This is a genomic window from Pseudomonas sp. LB3P93, assembly GCF_054898025.1.
On the sequence record NZ_CM142713.1, the window covers coordinates 3,018,001 to 3,037,555 of the forward strand.

Below are 19,555 nucleotides of genomic sequence, written 5' to 3' on the forward strand. Positions count from 1 at the left end.
GGCGATCGAGTGGGTAGGATTCACCCCATCAACTTCTCAACCAAACTTTTCAACCCTGACGGAGAGTCATCGATGCCTATCATCAACAGCCAAGTTAAACCGTTCAAAGCTGACGCCTTCAAAAATGGCGACTTCGTAAAAGTGTCGGACGCTGACCTGAAAGGCAAGTGGTCTGTCGTGTTCTTCTACCCAGCCGACTTCACCTTCGTTTGCCCGACCGAACTGGAAGACCTGGCTGACAACTACGACGCGTTCCAGAAACTGGGCGTCGAAATCTACAGCGTTTCCACCGACACCCACTTTGCTCACGCTGCCTGGCACAACACTTCGCCAGCCATCGGCAAAATCCAGTACACCATGATCGGCGACCCGACTCACGCCATCTCCCGCAACTTCGACGTGCTGATCGAAGACGCTGGCCTGGCTGACCGTGGCACCTTCGTGATCAACCCTGAAGGCCAGATCAAAATCGTTGAACTGAACGATGGCGGCGTTGGCCGTGACGCTTCCGAGCTGCTGCGCAAAATCAAGGCTGCTCAATACGTCGCTGCTCACCCAGGCCAGGTTTGCCCAGCCAAGTGGAAAGAAGGCGAGGCCACTCTGGCTCCGTCCCTGGACCTGGTCGGCAAGATCTAAGTCTGTGACAAAAGCATTATCAGGGCGGGTTTCCGCACCTAAGTAAGCTGCAACCGCCCTCAAAAACGCCCGGGCGAGATTCGCTCGGGCGTTTTTTTTTACGAATTCAAAAAGGAAATCGCCCGTATGTTGGACGCCAATCTTAAAGCCCAGTTGAAGTCATACCTGGAACGGGTCACTCAGCCGATCGAGATCATTGCCTCCCTCGACGACGGTGCGAAATCCCAGGAAATGCTCGCATTACTCAAAGACGTTGCCAGTCTTTCCAACCAGATTACCTTGCTCGATAACGGTGACGATGCCCGCAAACCATCGTTCTCGATCAACCGCCCGGGTGCCGATATCAGCCTGCGTTTTGCCGGCATCCCCATGGGCCACGAATTCACGTCCTTGGTGCTGGCTTTGCTGCAAGTCGGCGGACACCCTTCGAAGGCCAGCGTTGAAGTGATCGAACAGATCCGTTCGATCAAAGGTGAATTCAGCTTCGAGACGTACTTCTCGCTGTCCTGCCAGAACTGCCCGGATGTTGTCCAGGCGCTGAACCTGATGGCGGTACTGAACCCGAACATCCGCCACGTCGCCATCGACGGCGCGCTGTTCCAGGCTGAAGTCGATGATCGTCAGATCATGGCCGTACCAAGCATTTACCTGAACGGCGTGAACTTCGGCCAGGGCCGCATGGGCCTGGAAGAAATCCTCGCCAAGATCGACACCAGCGGTATCGAGCGTCAAGCCGAGAAGATCAGCGCCAAGGAAGCCTTCGACGTATTGGTCGTCGGCGGTGGCCCGGCGGGTGCATCGGCTGCGATCTACGCCGCTCGTAAAGGCATCCGCACCGGTGTGGCGGCTGAACGTTTTGGTGGGCAGGTGCTCGACACCATGGCCATCGAGAACTTCATCTCCGTGCAGGAAACCGAAGGGCCGAAACTGGCCGTGGCGCTGGAAGAACACGTCAAGCAATACGACGTCGACATCATGAACCTGCAACGCGCCGACAAGTTGGTGCCGGGCAAAAGTGGTGAGCTGCACGAAATCCACTTCGCCAGCGGCGCGACCCTGAAAGCCAAAACCGTGATCCTCGCGACCGGTGCGCGGTGGCGTGAAATGAACGTCCCGGGCGAGCAGCAATACCGTAACAAAGGCGTGGCGTACTGCCCGCACTGTGACGGTCCGCTGTTCAAAGGCAAGCGCGTGGCAGTAATTGGCGGCGGTAACTCCGGCGTCGAAGCAGCCATCGACCTGGCCGGTATCGTGGCTCATGTCACGTTGCTGGAGTTTGATGTACAGCTTCGCGCTGACGCGGTGTTGCAGCGTAAGTTGCACAGTCTGCCGAACGTCACCGTCATTACCAGTGCGCAAACCACTGAAGTGCTGGGCGACGGTCAGAAGGTCAACGGTTTGCGTTACAAGGATCGTCAGTCGGATGAATTGCGCAACGTCGAGCTGGAAGGGATCTTCGTGCAGATCGGTTTGCTGCCCAATACCGATTGGCTCAAAGGCACCATCGAACTGTCGCCTCGCGGCGAGATCATCGTCGATGCCCGTGGTGAAACGTCGATGCCGGGCGTATTCGCTGCCGGTGACGTCACCACTGTGCCGTACAAGCAGATCGTGATTGCGGTGGGCGAGGGCGCCAAGGCTTCGCTGAGCGCATTTGATCACCTGATCCGCACGTCGGCACCGGCCTAAACGCCGACGCTGAAAACACAAAAACCCCATGAGTGATCATGGGGTTTTTTGTGCCTGAAACTGATCGTTCCCACGCAGAGCGTGGGAACGATCAGTGGCAGCGAACTTTTTACATCGGGGCTGGTTGGATGATTTCGACCCAGTACGCATCCGGGTCTTTGATGAACGCCAGGCTCTTCATGCGGCCGTCGTTCAGGCGTTTCTGGAAATCGCAGCCCAGCACTTCGAAACGTTCGCAAGCAGCACGGATGTCCGGTACGGAGATGCAGATATGGCCGAAGCCGCGAGGGTCGGTGTTGCCGTTGTGGTAGGCGAAGTCCGCGTCGTTTTCGGTGCCGTGGTTGTGGGTGAGTTCGAGAATGCCGGGAATCGATTTCATCCATTCGGTACGAGCAGCAGCGTCAGCCGGAATCTGGTTTTTATCGACCAGGGCCAGGAAGTACAGGCTGAATTCAGCTTCCGGGAAGTCGCGTTTTTCTACCAGCGAAAAACCCAGGATACGCGTGTAGAAATCCAGGGACTTGGTGATGTCCTTGACCCGCAGCATGGTGTGGTTGAAGACGAACTTCTGGGTGGCGGTGTCAGGTTGAGCGGTCACGCCGGGGAAAGTGTTCAATTCGTGCAGGCTCATGGGCCCTCCGGAAAATAAGTGGGGCTAACGAATGGCGACAATAATACGCAAGGGCTGGGACATCACCAAACGCAAACAGTCGGCTCTTGCCTGACAGACGGGTGAGGCTCAGACTTTACGGTTCTATCCGTGAGTGTTCATTGCAATGATCCGATTCTGTAAATCGACGTTGGTCCTTGTTTGCCTGTTGTCAGGCGTTGCCAGCGCTCATGCGGATGCGCCGGTGGTGACCTGGCCGAATGGCTGGGAGGTCGAAGCCGTGCCGCAAGATGACGCCAAACCAGAGGTTGTCCGGCAGCGCGCGGTGAAAGTCGACCAGGGCGGGACACCGGTGCTGGTAATGGAATTGACCATGACTCCAGTAGAAAGCGGTCATCAGGTCAATCTGGAAGGCGTGTTGCTGGAAATGCGCAAGTCGGTGCAGAAGGACTTTTTTCAAAGCGGCTATCAAAGTGTCTGCAACAAAATTCATCCGGCACCCTTGAGCCGCTTATCGGGGTTGGAAACTACCTGCACGATTACTCAGAATGGTCGACATGTGCTGTCGCAAACATTGGTCGCGGCGGTGGATGCCGATAAAGCCTATGTTCTTTCCTACGCGGGGCAGGCCGAGGCTTATAAGGCAAGTCAGGACGAAATAGCAGCAGCTCGTAACAGCTTGAAACTTTAGCTGACGATTTGCATGACTGCGGATTTCAGCGCGATCCGAAATTTTTAGATACCCAAATGGATTAAGCACAAAGTTGAGTCGACAAGTAGCGAGTTGATCGTCTCCCTTCGTTGCATTTAGAAGGTGTTCATAAAAAAAGCCCTGCGTTGGCAGGGCTTCTTTTATCACCGCGAGTGCTTAGCCTCGCAGCCAGGAATCAACGGTAGCGGCACCGTACTGTTCCTTCCAGGCTTTCAAGCCGCGGTGGTTGCCACCCTTGGTTTCAATCAGTTCGCCGGTGTGCGGGTTATGATAAACCTTGACCACGCGAGCGCGGCGGGTTTTAGGGGCTGCTGTCTGCAGGCCGGATTTTGCCGGGTTCGGATCGAGGATTGCGATGATGTCGCGCAGGCTTTTGCCGTAGGTTTTCATCAGCCCCTGGAGCTTTTCTTCGAATTCGATTTCTTTCTTGAGCCCGGCATCATTCTTCAGCGATTCCAGCTGCTTGAGCTGTTCTTGAAGGGCCTTTTCAGCGGCACGAAATTCAGCGAGTCTGGACAAATTCATTACTCCAATAGTGTGTTTGGCTGATACCAACCGCAAACAAAGCTATAAGCCAAGAGCCTTGAAGCGACTCGGTGATAGTGGCTCACCTGTCAATCTTGCACAGGCATGAAAAATTGTAGTAGTTAATTGGCCAAGAGTAAATCCTGTCTTTTTCTTCATGTAACAACAGTAGTCTTTTGATTCAATTTGGTGCGCCGATTCGTTGTTTTGTCGCTTAAACCACCGGTTAATGGTGCCTTAATGCATTAATGAACTCTGCGCCGGGCATCGGCCGACCGAACAAATAACCTTGCAGGAAGTTCACACCATGGGCGGCCAGATAGTCACTTTGCTCCTCGGTTTCCACGCCTTCGGCGACGATCCCCAGATCAAGCTTGGCCGACAGTTCGATAATGCTGTCCAGAATGTGTCGGGAGAGGGCGTCAACGCCGATCATCGCGACAAAACTCTGATCGATTTTCAGAAAGTCCACATTGAACTGGCGTAGATAACCGAGGCTAGAGTGACCCGTGCCAAAGTCATCGATAGCGATCATTACGCCCATAGCGTGAAGCTGCTCGAACAATTGGTGCGTGATGGCGGTCGGCTCGATCAGTTCGCGCTCGGTCAGCTCAAGTACCAGGTTGATGGCACCCGGTGCAAAGGCACTGAGAAACTCACGGCAGTCCTCGACCAGGTCCAGGTCCTTGCAATGGCTGGCGGTGATGTTGATGCCGATGTGGAACGCTCCATCGAACGAGGACGCAGCGGGCGCCAACAACGCTGCGGTCTGTCGCATCAACGAGCGGGTCATCGGCACGATCAGTCCGGAATGCTCGGCAAAAGGAATGAACAGGTCCGGGCGCACCAGGCCTTCCTTCGGATGATTCCAGCGCATCAGCACTTCGGCCCCGGACCAGGTTTTAGTATCGCCATGCACCACGGGCTGAAAATACGGAACGAACTCGGCAGCCTCCAGCGCGCGCTGCATTTCGTGGCTGGGGGACGACGAGCGTTTCTGCAGGACATGCCCGATAGCGCCCGACACCATCCCGAAGAAGATCAGCAAACTGAACAGCGGCGGATACTCGCTGCTCATGTAACGCCAGGTTGCTCCCTCGGGAAAACCCGCTGCGACCGTAAAACCATAACGCGTGGACGTCAGTTTGCTTTCGGCCACGGGCAGGACGGGCAGGGCATCTTCGTGGACCTTGCCGTCGGCAGATAACCAGTCGGAGCCGACTTGCAGCAACAGCGTCGTCTTGCGGCCAATCATGCGCAGTGCGTTGCTCAAGTGATAACCGTCCAGCGTACTCATCGCCCCCTGTTGTCCTTTGCTGAGCCGATACACCAGTACCGGGTTATCAGGGGTGACCGGATTGCCCTTCATCAGCAACAACCGACCTGAGGAGTAATCGCCGGCACTGATCTTTTCCTGGTAGTCACCGAACAACGAACTGCAATAAATGTTGTTGTCCCACACCAGGTTCGTCGAGCGTACGAACGGTCGGCGGGTGACCTGTTCACGCAGGGCCAATTTGACGTCATTGCAGCTCTGGCTGGCCAGCGGCAGCAGTTCGCGTGCGGCCTGGGCGGTATTGTCGAGCATCAACTCGAATTGGCGGACGGCTTCTTCTGCCGTCAGCTCGGTACTTTGCTGGAGCGTGCGCTCAGCCTGCATATAGAGGATGAGGACCCCCAGCAGCACCGGCAGCACGCCGCTAAGCAGGATGACAGCCAGTCGTTTGCCGTTTTTGTGGCGGGTCTTGGCGTTCAGTGGCATTCGCAAGGCCTGTGTCAATGAAGGGTGGCTCTCAAATGCTGGGACGACAACGGCACGTCTCCCGAAAAGAGTTCAGTTAGTGGGCATCATAGATGGCCGTCGATGCTTACGCCGCTCAACGATAGTGCAGGCTTGAAGCCAGCTGGATAAATGCCAGCGTTGCGGGCGACGACTGACGCTGGTCGAGCACCGCCAGGCCCACCTGTCGATTGACCGGTGGCGACAGCGGTTTTTTCACGTAGCGGCGGTCGTTGTCGTCGGGCAATGAGCCTTCAGCGACAACGGTCAAGGCATCACCACGGCCCACGGTGTCGAGGGTGCTGAGTAACTGCGAGCAGCGATAACGGATGTTCGGTGTCAGCCGGGCAGCGCTGAACAGCCGTGAAACCAGCTCCGAAGACCCGGCTTCGGTCAGCACGAACGGGTCGTGACACAAGTCGCTCAAACTCAGGCTGTCGCGACCCGCCAGCGAATGAGCAGCGGGCAGCAGCACGACCATCCGGTCCTCGATCAGTGGGTAGGTGTCGAAACGATCTTCGGGCAACACCACGAAACCGATATCGACTCGCCGCTCTTCCAGCCACTGGAGAATCTGACGGTCCGGACCTTCGTCGATATGGACTTCGATACCGGGGTGAGCGGCGCGGTAGTGTCGCAGGATCTGTGGCAGCAGTTTGATCGATGAGGTCGGTCCGAACGAGCCGATGCGCAGGGTACCGCGCTTCATTCCACGGGCGTCGGCGGCTTCCTGGCGCAAGGTGTTGGCCAGCCCGAGCATTGCCCGGGCGCGGGACAAGAGCTGTTGGCCGATGTCGCTCAGTTCGATTTGAGACTGATGGCGCCTGAATAACTCGACACCCAATTCCTGTTCCAGCGACTTCAGGGCGTGAGACACCGCCGATTGGGAAATCCCCAAACGATTGGCTGCTGCCGTGAAGCCACGCAGTTCGGCGACCTGCGAGAAAATCTCGAGTTGTGTCAGGGTCATGAGTTTTTACTCATTTTACGATGATGGTGCATAAGAGGAATGATACGTCATCTACCTTGATTGCGGTCCTGACGCCTTATGACTACCTATGCGCAAACAATGTCATCGGATGTGCCGGTGTATCTGAAACTCGCCGCCGTCACCATGATCTGGGGCGGGACGTTCGTGGCCGGCCGATTTCTCGCGGACAGCCTCAGCCCGTTGTTTGCCGCCAGCCTGAGATTCCTGCTGGCCAGCGTGGCGTTGCTGGTGTTTTTACTGCTGGCCCGGGTGCCATTGGCGAAACCTAGCCCCAGGCAGTGGCTGCAACTGGCGCTGCTGGGGTTCTTCGGGATCTTCTTCTACAACCTGTGCTTCTTTTATGGACTGCATTACATCAATGCGTCGCGTGCGTCATTGATTGTGGCGCTGAACCCCGCCGTGATCGGACTGGTGTCGTGGCTGCTCTTCAAGGAGCGCTTGAGTCGGGCGAAGGTTATCGGGATCACAATCTGTATCACCGGGGCGAGTCTGGTGATCGTCAGCCGAAACCCGCAATTGCTGGTTGGCAATGCTGACGCCTGGATCGGTGACTTGCTGATTTTCGGCTGCGTGCTCGGCTGGGGGATTTACTCGCTGTTCTCCAAAGAGCTGAACCAGACGCTGGGGCCGGTGCAGACGGTGACGTATTCGATTCTGCTGGGCACGCTCATGCTCTGGGCTACCAGTGCGGTGCGCGGTGAACTGAGTGTCAGCGCGCTTATCGGTCTCGGTCCGCAACAATGGTTGAGCCTGATGTACTTGGGCGTATTGGGCTCGGCGCTGGCCTACATCGGCTATTACGACGGTATTCGCCAGATCGGCGCGACGCGTTCGGGGGTGTTCATCGCCTTGAATCCGCTGACCGCGGTGATCCTCGGCGCGTTGCTCTTGGGCGAGCAGTTGACGCTGGCGATGTGCCTGGGAGGAGGGCTGATTCTCGCGGGGATTTTCCTGTGCAACAAACCCCTTGCGCGAGCAGGGAAAAAGGGGATTTGATACACAAGGCGGACAAACCTATTTACGCTGTGTAGAATCGGGTTACGCATACAATAATAATCGTCTTCTGGAAGCAGAAGCCTCGCCCGCATCAGCCTTGGGTCGACAATGAAAAGTTTTGGGTTTCAATTGATCTACGGTGACTTCCTCGCCCGCAGCGTGCGGGGCATCTCCTGCGCGCCACCCGCCGGCTTCAGCATTCTTAGCATCTAACGTTCCGTTAATTCTAAAAAATGATGAGGCGCCAAAATGGCAGATTTATACGAAAACCCAATGGGCCTGATGGGCTTTGAATTCATCGAGCTCGCCTCGCCGACCCCCAACACCCTGGAGCCGATCTTCGAGATCATGGGCTTCACCAAGGTCGCGACCCACCGCTCCAAAGATGTGCACCTGTATCGCCAGGGCCAGATCAACCTGATCCTGAACAACGAACCGCACAGCGTCGCTTCGTACTTCGCGGCCGAACACGGCCCGTCGGTGTGCGGCATGGCGTTCCGGGTCAAGGATTCGCAGCAGGCCTACAAGCGTGCGCTGGAAATCGGCGCCCAGCCGATCCACATCGAAACCGGCCCGATGGAACTGAACCTGCCGGCGATCAAAGGCATCGGCGGCGCGCCGTTGTACCTGATCGACCGTTTCGGTGAAGGCAGCTCGATCTACGATATCGACTTCGTGTTCATCGAAGGTGTAGACCGTAATCCGGTCGGCGCCGGTCTGAAAATCATCGACCACCTGACACACAACGTGTATCGCGGTCGCATGGCTTACTGGGCCAACTTCTACGAGAAGCTGTTCAACTTCCGCGAGATCCGCTACTTCGACATCAAGGGCGAATACACCGGCCTGACCTCCAAGGCCATGACCGCGCCGGACGGCATGATCCGCATTCCGTTGAACGAAGAATCGTCCAAGGGTGCCGGGCAGATCGAAGAGTTCCTGATGCAGTTCAATGGTGAGGGCATCCAGCACGTGGCCTTCCTCAGCGATGACCTGATCAAGACCTGGGATCACCTGAAAAGCATCGGCATGCGCTTCATGACCGCGCCACCGGAAACCTACTACGAAATGCTCGAAGGCCGTTTGCCTAACCACGGCGAGCCGGTCGATCAACTGCAATCGCGCGGGATCCTGCTGGACGGTTCGTCCGAATCGGGCGACAAGCGCCTGCTGCTGCAGATCTTCTCGGAAACCCTGATGGGCCCGGTGTTCTTCGAATTCATCCAGCGTAAAGGCGACGATGGTTTCGGCGAAGGCAACTTCAAGGCGCTGTTCGAATCGATTGAGCGTGATCAGGTTCGTCGTGGCGTACTCGCCACCGAATAAACCGCTTCACCGCTAAAAAACTGTGGGAGCCAGCCTGCTGGCGATAGCGTCTTCAGAGTCAACATTGATGTTGACTGACAGAATGCAATCGCCAGCAGGCTGGCTCCCACATTTGCTTGTGCTGTATTTAAGGTCTGCGATGCCGCATCAGGTGCTTGAACCCTTCGAACACCAGCACCACCACCGCCAGCCAGATCGGAATATAAGTCAACCATTCCCCGGGCTTGATGCTTTCCCCGAGCAGCAACGCCACACCCAGCAGCAACACCGGTTCCACATAACTCAACAGCCCGAACAGACTGAACGGCAACAACCGGCTGGCGATGATGTAGACCACCAGCGCCGACGCACTGATCACCCCGAGTATCGGGATCAGCAGCGACAACCACGGATGTTGATCAAACACGCCGAAACCCTGTTCACCGCTCTGCACGAACCAGAACGCCACCGGCAGCGTCAACGCCATGTCCAGCCATAAACCGCCAAGGTTGTCGGCGGCCAGACGCTTGCGCAGGATGAAATACAGGGGATAGCCGATGCAGACCAGCAAGGTTGCCCAGGAAAAACCACCGACCTGATACACCTCGTTGATCACGCCGAGGCAGGCCAGCACCACGGCAATTTTTTGCAAGTAGGAGAGGCGCTCGCCATAGGCAATCCGACCGGTCAGCACCATGGTCAGCGGCAACAGAAAATACCCGAGCGACACATCCAGGCTGTAGCCGTTGAGTGGCGCCCACATGAACAGCCAAAGTTGTACACCGAGCAGGGCCGAAGAGGCGATCAGGCCGGCGATCAATTTCCGATGGCCAGCGATGCGCTGAAAAATTTCGAGCACACGCTTCCATTCGCCGGAGACCACCATGAACACGGTCATGCACGGCACGGTCAGCAGCATGCGCCAGCCGAAAATCTCCACGCCGCTCAAGGGCGTGAGCAACGAGGTGTAGTAATACATGACGGCAAACAGCACCGAGGCCGAAACCGATAAAGCGATACCTTTAGACAAACTGCCCTCGCGAAGTTGGACGTGAAACGGGCGCAGAGGATACGTGGTTTTCGCGTTCAGTATTGACTAACCGATCAACATCGATCGAGTGCGAGAGCAGCGGTGCAGGCTTAGCTCAGAAGCCGAATCGGCTCACCGGCCGACCACGCTTGAATGTCCTCGATCATCTGCGAAAAGAACTGATGGTAGTTCTGTTGGCTGACATACCCGATGTGGGGCGTCGCCAACACATTGTCCAGCGTTCTGAACGGATGATTCACCGGCAAAGGCTCCACGTCGAACACATCCAGCGCAGCCCCCGCCAGCCGATTCTTCTGCAACGCCTTGATCAGCGCGGCCTCATCGACAATCGGTCCGCGGGCGGTGTTGACCAGCAGCGCCGATGGTTTCATCCAGCTTAGCGCCTGGGCGTCGACCAATCCCCGGCTGCGGTCACTGAGCACCAAGTGAACCGATAGCACATCGGCCTGCTCGAACAGTTGCTGCTTGCTGACGTAGGTCACGCCGACTTCAGCGGCGCGTTCGGCCGTGAGGTTTTCGCTCCACGCGATCACCCGCATCCCGAACACCTGACCGAACTGTGCGACGCGTTTGCCGATGCTGCCAAGGCCGAGGATCGCCAGCGTCTTGCCGTGCAAGTCGCCGCCCAGGCCTTGCTGCCATTTCCCGGCGCGCAAGGCATTGGCTTCGACCACGAGATTGCGGGTGGCGGCCATGATCAGCGCCCAGGTCAATTCCGGAGCGGCGTGTTTGTAGCTGTCGGTGCCACTGACCTGGATGCCCAGAGCAGCTGCGGCCTTGAGGTCCAGCGCGGCATTGCGCATGCCGCCGGTGACTAGCAGCTTGAGTTTCGGTAACTGACGCAGCAGTTCTTCATCGAACCGGGTGCGCTCGCGCATCACGCAGATCACCTCGAATTTGCCCAGACGCTCAGTCAGGGTTTCGTTGTCGGCAGGGTAGTCGTGGAGAAAACTCACCTCGCCGAGGCTGTCCAGCACCGACCAGTCGACCACGTCACGGGCCACGTCCTGCCAATCATCGATCACCGCAATCTGCACAGCCATCAGCCTTACCTCATCAACGCACGGGATTGGTTTTGTTCAGCCAGTCGAGCAATGCCTGGTGGAATTGCGCCGGTTCTTCCATCTGCGGCGCGTGGCCCATGCCGGGGAATTCAACCAGTGTGGACTGCGGAATCAGTTTCGCCACTTGCTTGCCGAGCACGTCGTAATGACCGAGCTTCGCCTTGACCTCCGGTGAGGCAATGTCACTGCCGATGGCCGTGGTGTCGGATGTGCCGATCAGCAGCAGCGTCGGCATCATCAGGTCCTTGAATTCGTAATACACCGGTTGGGTGAAGATCATGTCGTAGATCAACGCCGAGTTCCACGCCACTTGCGTGTGCCCCGGGCCTTTATTCAGGCCGGCAAGCATATCGACCCAGCGATCGAATTCAGGCTTCCAGCGGCCACCGTAATAGGTGTTGCGTTCGTATGTGCGGATGCCGTCGGCGCTGAGCTTCAGTTCGCGCTCGTACCATTGATCGACGGTGCGATACGGCACCCCGAGGGCTTTCCAGTCCTCCAGGCCAATGGGATTGACCAGCGCCAGTTGCTCGACCTGATCGGGGTATTGCAGCGCATACCGGGTGGCGAGCATCCCGCCGGTGGAGTGTCCGAGGAGGCTGGCCTTCTGGATGCCGAGGGCTTTGAGCAGTTGCTGGGTATTGGTCGCCAGTTGCTGGAACGTGTACTGATAGTTGTCCGGTTTACTGGAGGTGCAGAAACCGATCTGGTCCGGCGCAATCACCCGGTAACCGGCTTCGCTGAGAGCTTTGATCGAACTGTCCCAGGTGGCGCCGCAGAAGTTTTTGCCGTGCATCAACACCACGCTGCGCCCGTTGGCCTTGCCGTGGGCGGCGACGTCCATGTAACCCATTTGCAGGGATTTACCCTGGGACTCGAACGCGAAGTGCTTGACCGTGTACGGGTACTCGAACCCTTGCAGTTCCGGTCCGTATTCCGGGCCTTCAGCGTGAGCCAGAACCGGCAATGCCGCTGTCAGAAACAGGCCGGGCAACCAGCGCAGAAGAGCAAGGGACATGGGGGGACTCCGTTGGAAAACCGCCGATGCTGGATCGGCATGATTAGGGCGACATTAAACACAGGCAATTGCCGCACCTGATCGTTCAACCGATCCAGCCCAGCGTGGCAAGGGCCAGCACGCCGTATCGAGCGCCCTTGGCGAGGGTCACGATCAGCAGGAACCGCCCAAGCGGCTCGCGCATGACGCCGGCCACCAGCGTCAGCGGGTCACCAATGATCGGCACCCAGCTCAGCAGCAATGACCAGTGACCATAGCGTTGATAGTGTTTTCGGGCGTGTTCCAGATGGCGCGGGCTGACCGGGAACCAGCGCCGGTCGCGAAACCGTTCGATGCGACAGCCGAGCCACCAATTCACCACTGAGCCGAGGACATTACCCAGTGTCGCGACAGCCAGCAGCGCCCAAAGCCAATATTGCCCGCTGAGCAACAGCCCCACGAGCACCGCTTCGGACTGCAACGGCAGCAAGGTCGCGGCACCGAATGCCGCAAAGAAAAGCCCGATGTAAGCACCGCCCATCAATGGGCAGGGTAGTCCGCCACCACCACATCAGTGCCGTCCTTTTTCAGGCCGATCACTTGATAAGCATCGCTCATGCCGTCCATTTCCATGCCCGGCGAGCCCATCGGCATGCCCGGTGCCGCAACACCCAGCAGGTCATCGCGTTTGCTCAAGGCCAGGACTTGATCCGCCGGAACATGGCCTTCGACGAATTTGCCGTTGATGAGACCGGTGTGACAGGACGCCAGACGCGGAGGCACGCCGTGCTTTTGCTTGAATTCGCTCATGTTGGATTCGACGTGGTCCTCAACCTTGAAGCCATTGGCCTCGAGGTGGCTGATCCATTTTTTGCAGCAGCCGCAGTTGGCGTCACGGTGGACTTCGATCGGGACCAGGTCGGCGGCCTGGACCAGGGAGGAGATAAAAAGGGCGCTCAGGGCGACCAGACGCAGGTGGGTTCGCATGGGGATCTCGTCTCGGGGTGGCGGCCAGAAAGATGCATTTTGACCATTTTTTGCCGAGAAGAGATACGAGGTTGTTTCTAAGTAATACAAGTACGCCAAGCTGTTGTGGCGAGGGAGCTTGCTCCCGCTGGGCTGCGCAGCAGCCCCAAAAGCGACGACTGCTTCGCAGCCGAACGGGAGCAAGCTCCCTCGCCACGGGAGTTGCGCCAAAATCAACGCACCTTGAACCGCCCCATGATCGTGCTGACGCGAGCGTTGGCTTGCAGCAGTTGTCGGGTATTGAGTTCGCTGGCCTGACCGCTTTTCACCAGCTCATCCACCATGTGGCGGATCTGCACCATGCTGCGGTTGATCTCTTCGGTCACCGCGCTTTGCTGCTCGGCGGCGGTGGCGATCTGCGTGCTCAGGCTGTTGATATGGCTCACCGAGCCGGCCATTTCATCCAGGCCTGTGTTGACCCGCGCCGTGGCATCGGCGGCGGACTGGCAGCTGGCCTGGGTATTTTCCATTGCGCTCACTGACGAACTCACGCCCTGAGTCAGACGCTTGAGCATTTCATTGATTTGCGAAGTGCTGGCCTGCGTGCGGGCGGCGAGGGCGCGGACCTCATCGGCGACCACTGCGAAACCGCGACCTTGCTCACCGGCCCTGGCTGCTTCAATCGCGGCATTGAGCGCGAGCAAGTTGGTCTGGCCGGCAATGGCGCCAATCACCCCGAGAATCTCGGTGATGCGCTGCGCATCCTCCTGCATGCTTTCGACTTTATGGGTGGCGCTCGCCACTTCGCCAATCAACGCGATCACGCTGGTGGACGCTTCGCCGACGACGACGCGCGAACGGTCGGCGTTTTCGTTGGCGCGCTGGGTGAAGGCCGCCGTTTCTGCGGCATTCTGCGCGACGCTTTCAGCGGTCGAACTCATCTCGGTGATCGCCGTGACCGTCTGATCGGTTTCAGAGGCATGACGCACCAGAATCTGGCTGGTGTGGGCGGAGGTGCGTTGCAGGTTGTCGAGGCTGGACGCCATGGCGCCGGTGGCCTGGGTGACTTCGCCAATCATGTTTTGCAAATAGACGATGAAGGCGTTGACCGAGTGTCCGATGGCGCCCAGTTCGTCTTCGGCGCGGATGGTGATGCGCTTGGTCAAGTCGGCATCGCCAGCGGACAGGGCGTCGATGTTGGCCTTCAAAATTCTCAAGCGCTGGACCAGTTGGCGAATCGCGTAGATCTGCAGCAACACCAGCAGGATCACCATCGGGATTTGCAGCAGGCTCAAGGTGCTGAGCACATCGTCACGCTGGGCGGTGATCAGCTTGGTCGGCAGGGCGGTGGCGAGGAACCACGGTGTGCCTTCGATCGGGCGCATGAAGAAGGTGCTGGCTTCACCGTTGTTGTCGAACTCGAGCCGCTGCGACTGATTACGGTTTTGCAGGCCGGTCTTCACTTGGCTGGCGAAGGGCGAGTTGCTGGCGAGTTCACTGATGTTCTTCAGCACGATCGGCCCGCTGATCCGCGAGCTGTTGCTGATGATCTTGCCGTCGGCCTCGACGATCAGCATTTCTGCGCCGAGGTCTTTTTCCTTGCGCGCGATCAGATCGTTGAAGAAGCCCAGGGTCACGTCGATGGTCGAGACGCCATACGCCGCGCCATTTTTCTGAATGGCCATCGCGCAGTTGGTGCGCGGCTCGGCGCTGGCGTCATCTTTATAGGCAGCTGCCCAGGCGCATTGGCCGCGCGGGGTTTGCATGCCGCCCTTGTACCAGGTCTGGTCGTAATAGTTGGGGGCCGCGTCACTGTTCCAGAACGTATTGACCGCCAGCTTGCCCGACGCGTCGCGGTGCCAGAAGGTGCTGAATTTGTTGCGTCCGGCTTCACGCTGGCCGGGCAACGGCCAGATCCCGCCACCGAACACTTTCAACTCGCCGTACTGATCGACCAGGCCTGGCAGCACCGTGTCGATGGCGGCGCTGTCGAGCAACGGGATGGTCTGGGTGATGCTGCGCTGTTGCGCCTGAACCTTGTTCAGTTCGCCCTGGATTTGCTCGGCCACTTCAGCGATGCGGTTGAGGGCCACCTGTTCTTCGGTGTGGCGAAGTTTAGGGGCAACCAACTGGCTGATGCCGACCACCGTCAGGACGAACATCAGCAGGATGAACAGGACCAGAAACAGCGTGTAGCGAGCCTGGATAGTGCGGAATGCGGGCATGGGACCGGTCCTTGTGCAGCGTTTTTATTGTGGTTTTCGATCGAAAGATCGGCGCTTCGAAGGGCTATCGGCCTGCAACAGACGAGCTTTAGGTACGAACGTACAAGAATGGGGTTGGGTGACGGACGGTCAGGCCCTGGAGGGTGTCAATGTGGATACAAATGCACTGATCAGGATTAATTACATCCGAGTAGACCAATGTTGGAAAGTTGGTCTGGACCAATGATTTAAGACACTTGGTGCTTTGTATCTTAAATGTACGAAAATTGTAAAAGCCGGAAATAGTTGTAGGTATGGCTAGTTGCCACGCCGATACTTGCGCACTCTGAATTCTAGTTAAACAAGGAGTTTTCTTATGGTCACGCAGTCGGGAGTGCAGTCATGACTATCGGCTATGCCGGGGCTTGGACGTCCAAGGCAGGTTTACTGGTTAAAGATACGGGCGGCGGCAAGCCTGTAACGCAAAGCGCCAGGATCAAGCAGATGCTGGCACTGGTGGGGACTAATCCAAACGCGCTGAGCACGGCGAAAATGGATGCAATGAAAATCCACCGAAACATAAAAGGTTTTGACCCGGAAAATGTCTCCGCCAAACAACTGGGCAACCTCAGTGCCTTCCTCAGAGGTAAAGGCCTGATTTCCGATACCACGTGGATGACGTTAATGAATGCCGGTGACAAGTTTGACCGGTTCGGGGTTCAGAATGACCCGGATGCAAAATTCAATGCGCTGGAGTATTTCGCCACGCAACTGGACACCATCCAGAACAACAGTATCAGGGGCGACAAGTACGCCACTGGCCTGATCCCTGAATACAAGACGGCGATCTACGTATTGCAGAACTTGCAGACTTACGGCAAGGGCAATGGGACGACGGTGCCTCCTACCGATGGTGGCGTCAGCTCCAAGGCCTGACGCTCGGTAGTGCTGGCCCACTCAGACCGGGTGGGCCAGACGTCGGTTACCGGTCAAGCAACTTCATCACTTCCTCTGGATAGCGCAAGCCTGCGGTGGCATTGGCCGGGAAGATCGCTTCCAGCGCGTGCAATTCGTCGCGGCTGAGCTTCACCTCCAGTGCGGCGACATTCTCCTCAAGGTATTTACGCTGCTTGGTCCCTGGAATCGGGATCAGGTCGTCACCCTGCGTCAGTACCCAGGCCAACGCCAGTTGGCCCGCCGTCACACCTTTGTCTGCTGCCAAGGCCTGCACTTGTTGCACCAGCAACAGGTTTTTCGCAGCGTGCTGCGTGGCGGCTCGGCGCTGGATGATTCACTGGTGGCACGGCCGCTGGTCATGCTGGACCAGGTGACCTGCGCCAGCCCGGAGTACCTGCAACGACACCGCTCGCCTCAACATCTGGCTGACCTTGAGGGCCATATGATGGTCGAGTATTTCTCCAGCACCACCGGCAAGCGTTTCGGGCTGGAGTTCATGGTCGACGGTCAGCTCCAGCTGATCGACCTGCCCAAGCACGTGTCGGTCAACAGTGCCGACGGCTACCTGGCCGCTTGTGAGGCAGGCTACGGTCTGATTCAGACGCCTTACTACCACGTCGCCCGCCAACTGAATGAAGGGCGTTTGTGCGAAGTATTAAAAGCGACCCCTCCACCCGGGATGCCATTGACGGCGCTCTATCCCCCACACCGCCAGTTGTCCCGGCGGGTGAGGGTGTTTGTCGACTGGCTGGTGAAGCTTTGCGCGCAACCGGGCAATGACTTTCACAGAAAAGACTCAAGCGGCTGAGCGTGCGCTGCCCGGTGATTGGGTGTTGCGCTGCAAGTCGTCGTGCAACTGTTGCATGTAGGGGCAATGCAGGTTGAGGGACCGAGGCTGCACCCCTCGATGAAACAGGGCCAACCATCCATGGCTGCCGGGCGCGGGCATCAACCCGGTGAAGGTGAAACCAAGCCGCGTCAAGCTGCGCAGGTCCTCTGCAAAGTGCTGCGACAACGCCAGTTGGGCCGAGATCATCCAGTGTCCGGGTAATTGCCGGATTTGTTCGAGCAGGCGTTTAGTCAGGCGGTGAATGACCATGTCGAAACGGTGATGGTGTTGCGTGATCTGCAAGGGCATCGCAGAGGGTGCTGTGATTTCCGGGTGAGTTCCGAACAACGAACACAGGTGCTGCATAAACCCCCGGTGACGCTCGGGCCAGTGAATGTCGGGGAGCGGGCGCGAGTGGCCTTCGACCAGGTAACAACCCATCACGATGGTTTCCGGGTGCGGCTCGGCGAACGGCGAAGGAACGTAGTCGGGAAGCACTCCTGTGCTGTGGAAGCCAATGTTTGTGGCCATGCGTTGCGTGTAGGGGTGGTGGGTCACTTGTTTGATCAAGACGTTTGTGAAACCCAGCGGCTTTGCCTGCAATAGCAACTCCCGGCCCAGACGGGTCGCGATACTGTGTCCCTGCGCGGCGGGATGCACCACGCTAAGGGCCAGTTCCGCGGTCTGCGAAGACGCTTGATGGCACAACGCGGCGTGCCCGAGAACCCGTACATCGTCCACCGCCAGCATCGATTTCCAGCGGCCGTCGGCAATGTGCTGACTGATCATGTTCGGCAGGTAAACATCCGGTTGAACGTAATGATCGCCATAGACCTCGCGAAACAACTGGCTCACGGCGCGGGCGTCGCAAGGGCGGTAGCGTCGAAAAATCAGATGAGACATCACGCAGTCTCCGGCGATGGCGCGTCATAGGTGCGCAAGTCCAGGACCCGCATCTGCTTGCCCGAACGAGGGTGAAGCTTCAGTTCGATGAGGGTGCAGGACAGCACCCGCAACTCCAGCAACCCGTCGCGATTCAGGTGCTCGAGCGCGGGGTAGTGGGCCACAAGCGCTTCATACAGCGCCCGGCATAGCGGGGCGGTGGCCACGGTTTTAGCGTCAGGCACCCATTTCACACTCACGATGTCCTTGTAGCCGTCATGCTCGATGCGCAATTGCCATTGGTCGGTGTCGGCAATGCGCTGGACGATCTGCTGCATTTCGTCGATCAACAACGACATCGACCCCACCCGCACTCGCTGACTATGGGCGCTGCGTCCCTTGAGGGCGAATTTGCGCATCGGGGTTGTGCCAGGCTCACACCAGCAGGCGCGGTCGCCCACCGGATAACGCAGCAGTGGCATGAGCCGGCGTGTCAGGTTGGTCACCACCAACAATCCGGTGCGGTCGCATTCGTCGATGACTTCACCGGTGAGCTCATCGACGATTTCCAGCAAGGTCTGGGGTTCGAACACCCGATGCTCGCCCAGAGCGCAGTCGCGGCTGGTGGCCCCGATCAGGCCCGCATCGACGCTGGCATAGCCGATTGAGGCGATGCGCACGTTGGGGAAAACCTGGGTGAGGATTGCCAGTTGCGGACCGAACAGGCTTTCGCCGCCGTAGAGTAAGGTATCAACCCCACACAACACCCGTTGATGCTGAGTCAGGTACGCCGCAAAGCGTAATAACTGAGCCGGGACGCCGACCAGTACGTTGATCCGGTGCTGATCAATCGCATCGGCCAGGACGTCCATGCTGACTTCGCCGGTGAACGGAAACTCACAAATGGACCGTTTGACGTGCGCGAGCGAGTCGTGGATGAACAGAAAACTGGCGTAAAGATCGCCGGAAAAAAACAGATTGGCGACCCTGTCACCGTTCTCCAATTGAGAGGAGACACTGTCTCCAAAGGTACTGACCAAGGCTTGCCATTCGCTGGTCGAGTAAACAGTAAGTTTGCCTTGGCTAGTCGATCCACCGGTTTTAAACACCAGCGCGTCATCGACATTGCCGGTCAGCACAGTCCAATGATTCAGGTCGTTACTGTCAGCCCAGTAGTCGGCCACGTCGGTCAACGGCAGGTCTTTTAAAGTAATGCCCTTTGCCGGTAAGTGGCTCAGGTGTGTGCGGTAGAAGTTTGAGTGTTGCCTTATGTAAGGCACGAGTTGTTCAAGCGAATAAGTTGATTTCACTGGGTTCTCTTTTTTATCAGGCGAGTGGATGGTTGAAAGACAAACGAGCTG

The 19,555-nt window shown here is 57.8% G+C and carries 17 protein-coding genes and 4 pseudogenes; 7 read left to right on the forward strand and 14 right to left on the reverse strand.

Annotation, left to right across the window (positions count from 1 at the left end):
* Positions 1 to 72: 72 nt before the first annotated feature.
* Complete coding sequence (ahpC, locus tag ACYZT8_RS13735; protein WP_010460707.1) at positions 73 to 636, forward strand: alkyl hydroperoxide reductase subunit C; 564 nt, start codon at positions 73 to 75, stop codon at positions 634 to 636.
* 126 nt (positions 637 to 762) lie between these two features.
* On the forward strand, positions 763 to 2,325 hold the full coding sequence (gene ahpF, locus ACYZT8_RS13740; RefSeq protein WP_461981895.1) for an alkyl hydroperoxide reductase subunit F: 1,563 nt from the start codon (positions 763 to 765) through the stop codon (positions 2,323 to 2,325).
* A gap of 109 nt (positions 2,326 to 2,434) precedes the next feature.
* Here the strand turns inward: ahpF and gloA are convergent, their stop codons facing one another.
* The gene (gloA, locus tag ACYZT8_RS13745; RefSeq protein ID WP_461981897.1) at positions 2,435 to 2,956 is read right to left on the reverse strand and encodes a lactoylglutathione lyase; all 522 of its coding nucleotides are present in this window, start codon (positions 2,954 to 2,956) and stop codon (positions 2,435 to 2,437) included.
* 145 nt (positions 2,957 to 3,101) lie between these two features.
* On the opposite strand from gloA, the gene ACYZT8_RS13750 reads away from it, so the two are divergent.
* Positions 3,102 to 3,626 carry a DUF4946 domain-containing protein gene (locus ACYZT8_RS13750; RefSeq protein WP_461982464.1) on the forward strand — a complete coding sequence of 175 codons (525 nt, stop codon included), beginning with the start codon at positions 3,102 to 3,104 and terminating at the stop codon, positions 3,624 to 3,626.
* Positions 3,627 to 3,803: 177 nt separating this feature from the next.
* Here ACYZT8_RS13750 and ACYZT8_RS13755 read toward each other — a convergent pair whose 3' ends face one another.
* The 3 genes from ACYZT8_RS13755 to ACYZT8_RS13765 all read right to left on the reverse strand — a co-directional run bounded on the left by ACYZT8_RS13755 (position 3,804) and on the right by ACYZT8_RS13765 (position 6,922).
* Complete coding sequence (locus tag ACYZT8_RS13755) at positions 3,804 to 4,166, reverse strand: histone-like nucleoid-structuring protein, MvaT/MvaU family (RefSeq protein WP_461981899.1); 363 nt, start codon at positions 4,164 to 4,166, stop codon at positions 3,804 to 3,806.
* 232 nt (positions 4,167 to 4,398) lie between these two features.
* A complete protein-coding gene (locus ACYZT8_RS13760) occupies positions 4,399 to 5,934 on the reverse strand; it encodes an EAL domain-containing protein (protein ID WP_461981902.1) in 1,536 nt (511 codons plus the stop codon).
* 115 nt (positions 5,935 to 6,049) lie between these two features.
* Positions 6,050 to 6,922, reverse strand: a complete 873-nt coding sequence (locus ACYZT8_RS13765; protein WP_461981904.1) for a LysR family transcriptional regulator — start codon at positions 6,920 to 6,922, stop codon at positions 6,050 to 6,052.
* Positions 6,923 to 7,000: 78 nt separating this feature from the next.
* Here ACYZT8_RS13765 and ACYZT8_RS13770 point away from each other — a divergent pair, with 78 nt between their 5' ends.
* Both ACYZT8_RS13770 and hppD read left to right on the forward strand, forming a co-directional pair.
* Entirely contained in the window at positions 7,001 to 7,939 is a 939-nt protein-coding gene (locus ACYZT8_RS13770) for a DMT family transporter (RefSeq protein ID WP_461981906.1), read from the forward strand.
* Between the two features lie 249 nt (positions 7,940 to 8,188).
* On the forward strand, positions 8,189 to 9,265 hold the full coding sequence (gene hppD / locus ACYZT8_RS13775; RefSeq protein ID WP_461981908.1) for a 4-hydroxyphenylpyruvate dioxygenase: 1,077 nt from the start codon (positions 8,189 to 8,191) through the stop codon (positions 9,263 to 9,265).
* Positions 9,266 to 9,392: 127 nt separating this feature from the next.
* Here hppD and rarD read toward each other — a convergent pair whose 3' ends face one another.
* The 7 genes and pseudogenes from rarD to ACYZT8_RS13810 all read right to left on the reverse strand — a co-directional run.
* Positions 9,393 to 10,274 (reverse strand): EamA family transporter RarD, encoded by an 882-nt coding sequence (gene rarD / locus ACYZT8_RS13780; RefSeq protein WP_461981910.1) that lies wholly within the window; start codon positions 10,272 to 10,274, stop codon positions 9,393 to 9,395.
* Positions 10,275 to 10,384: 110 nt separating this feature from the next.
* Positions 10,385 to 11,338 carry a D-2-hydroxyacid dehydrogenase family protein gene (locus ACYZT8_RS13785; RefSeq protein ID WP_461981912.1) on the reverse strand — a complete coding sequence of 318 codons (954 nt, stop codon included), beginning with the start codon at positions 11,336 to 11,338 and terminating at the stop codon, positions 10,385 to 10,387.
* 13 nt (positions 11,339 to 11,351) lie between these two features.
* Positions 11,352 to 12,377 (reverse strand): alpha/beta fold hydrolase, encoded by a 1,026-nt coding sequence (locus ACYZT8_RS13790; protein ID WP_461981914.1) that lies wholly within the window; start codon positions 12,375 to 12,377, stop codon positions 11,352 to 11,354.
* A gap of 85 nt (positions 12,378 to 12,462) precedes the next feature.
* Entirely contained in the window at positions 12,463 to 12,897 is a 435-nt protein-coding gene (locus ACYZT8_RS13795) for a YqaA family protein (protein ID WP_461981916.1), read from the reverse strand.
* Positions 12,897 to 13,343, reverse strand: coding sequence for a DUF411 domain-containing protein (locus tag ACYZT8_RS13800; RefSeq protein ID WP_461981918.1), 447 nt, complete (start codon positions 13,341 to 13,343; stop codon positions 12,897 to 12,899). The genes ACYZT8_RS13795 and ACYZT8_RS13800 overlap by 1 nt, the downstream gene beginning before the upstream one ends.
* Before the next feature lie 212 nt (positions 13,344 to 13,555).
* Positions 13,556 to 14,080: pseudogene (locus ACYZT8_RS13805) on the reverse strand (methyl-accepting chemotaxis protein); the annotation flags it as partial.
* A gap of 384 nt (positions 14,081 to 14,464) precedes the next feature.
* Positions 14,465 to 15,547, reverse strand: a pseudogene (locus ACYZT8_RS13810) (cache domain-containing protein); the annotation flags it as partial.
* A 381-nt stretch (positions 15,548 to 15,928) separates the two neighbouring features.
* Between ACYZT8_RS13810 and ACYZT8_RS13815 the strand changes: the two are divergent.
* Positions 15,929 to 16,462 carry a hypothetical protein gene (locus ACYZT8_RS13815; protein ID WP_461981920.1) on the forward strand — a complete coding sequence of 178 codons (534 nt, stop codon included), beginning with the start codon at positions 15,929 to 15,931 and terminating at the stop codon, positions 16,460 to 16,462.
* A 46-nt stretch (positions 16,463 to 16,508) separates the two neighbouring features.
* Here the strand turns inward: ACYZT8_RS13815 and ACYZT8_RS13820 are convergent.
* Positions 16,509 to 16,793 (reverse strand): annotated as a pseudogene (locus tag ACYZT8_RS13820) (aldo/keto reductase); the annotation flags it as partial.
* Between ACYZT8_RS13820 and ACYZT8_RS13825 the strand changes: the two are divergent.
* Positions 16,788 to 17,291: pseudogene (locus ACYZT8_RS13825) on the forward strand (LysR substrate-binding domain-containing protein); the annotation flags it as partial. The pseudogenes ACYZT8_RS13820 and ACYZT8_RS13825 sit on opposite strands and share 6 nt — an antisense overlap.
* On the opposite strand, the gene ACYZT8_RS13830 reads toward ACYZT8_RS13825, so the two are convergent.
* Positions 17,280 to 18,215, reverse strand: coding sequence for a GNAT family N-acetyltransferase (locus tag ACYZT8_RS13830; protein WP_461981922.1), 936 nt, complete (start codon positions 18,213 to 18,215; stop codon positions 17,280 to 17,282). The pseudogene ACYZT8_RS13825 and the gene ACYZT8_RS13830 overlap by 12 nt on opposite strands.
* A complete protein-coding gene (locus ACYZT8_RS13835) occupies positions 18,215 to 19,504 on the reverse strand; it encodes a phenylacetate--CoA ligase family protein (RefSeq protein WP_461981924.1) in 1,290 nt (429 codons plus the stop codon). Before ACYZT8_RS13835 ends, ACYZT8_RS13830 begins: the two co-directional genes overlap by 1 nt.
* Positions 19,505 to 19,555: the final 51 nt, after the last annotated feature.

Excerpts from the sequence above, each read along its gene's own strand:
- ACYZT8_RS13815 (WP_461981920.1), top strand. The coding sequence starts at position 15,929 with ATGACTATCGGCTATGCCGGGGCTTGGACGTCCAAGGCAGGTTTACTG.
- ACYZT8_RS13770 (WP_461981906.1), top strand. The coding sequence starts at position 7,001 with ATGACTACCTATGCGCAAACAATGTCATCGGATGTGCCGGTGTATCTG.
- ahpF (WP_461981895.1), top strand. The coding sequence starts at position 763 with ATGTTGGACGCCAATCTTAAAGCCCAGTTGAAGTCATACCTGGAACGG.
- ACYZT8_RS13760 (WP_461981902.1), bottom strand. The coding sequence starts at position 5,934 with ATGCCACTGAACGCCAAGACCCGCCACAAAAACGGCAAACGACTGGCT.
- ACYZT8_RS13765 (WP_461981904.1), bottom strand. The coding sequence starts at position 6,922 with ATGACCCTGACACAACTCGAGATTTTCTCGCAGGTCGCCGAACTGCGT.
- ACYZT8_RS13800 (WP_461981918.1), bottom strand. The coding sequence starts at position 13,343 with ATGCGAACCCACCTGCGTCTGGTCGCCCTGAGCGCCCTTTTTATCTCC.
- ACYZT8_RS13795 (WP_461981916.1), bottom strand. The coding sequence starts at position 12,897 with ATGGGCGGTGCTTACATCGGGCTTTTCTTTGCGGCATTCGGTGCCGCG.
- hppD (WP_461981908.1), top strand. The coding sequence starts at position 8,189 with ATGGCAGATTTATACGAAAACCCAATGGGCCTGATGGGCTTTGAATTC.
- ACYZT8_RS13785 (WP_461981912.1), bottom strand. The coding sequence starts at position 11,338 with ATGGCTGTGCAGATTGCGGTGATCGATGATTGGCAGGACGTGGCCCGT.
- ACYZT8_RS13750 (WP_461982464.1), top strand. The coding sequence starts at position 3,102 with ATGATCCGATTCTGTAAATCGACGTTGGTCCTTGTTTGCCTGTTGTCA.
- ACYZT8_RS13790 (WP_461981914.1), bottom strand. The coding sequence starts at position 12,377 with ATGTCCCTTGCTCTTCTGCGCTGGTTGCCCGGCCTGTTTCTGACAGCG.
- ahpC (WP_010460707.1), top strand. The coding sequence starts at position 73 with ATGCCTATCATCAACAGCCAAGTTAAACCGTTCAAAGCTGACGCCTTC.
- gloA (WP_461981897.1), bottom strand. The coding sequence starts at position 2,956 with ATGAGCCTGCACGAATTGAACACTTTCCCCGGCGTGACCGCTCAACCT.
- ACYZT8_RS13830 (WP_461981922.1), bottom strand. The coding sequence starts at position 18,215 with ATGTCTCATCTGATTTTTCGACGCTACCGCCCTTGCGACGCCCGCGCC.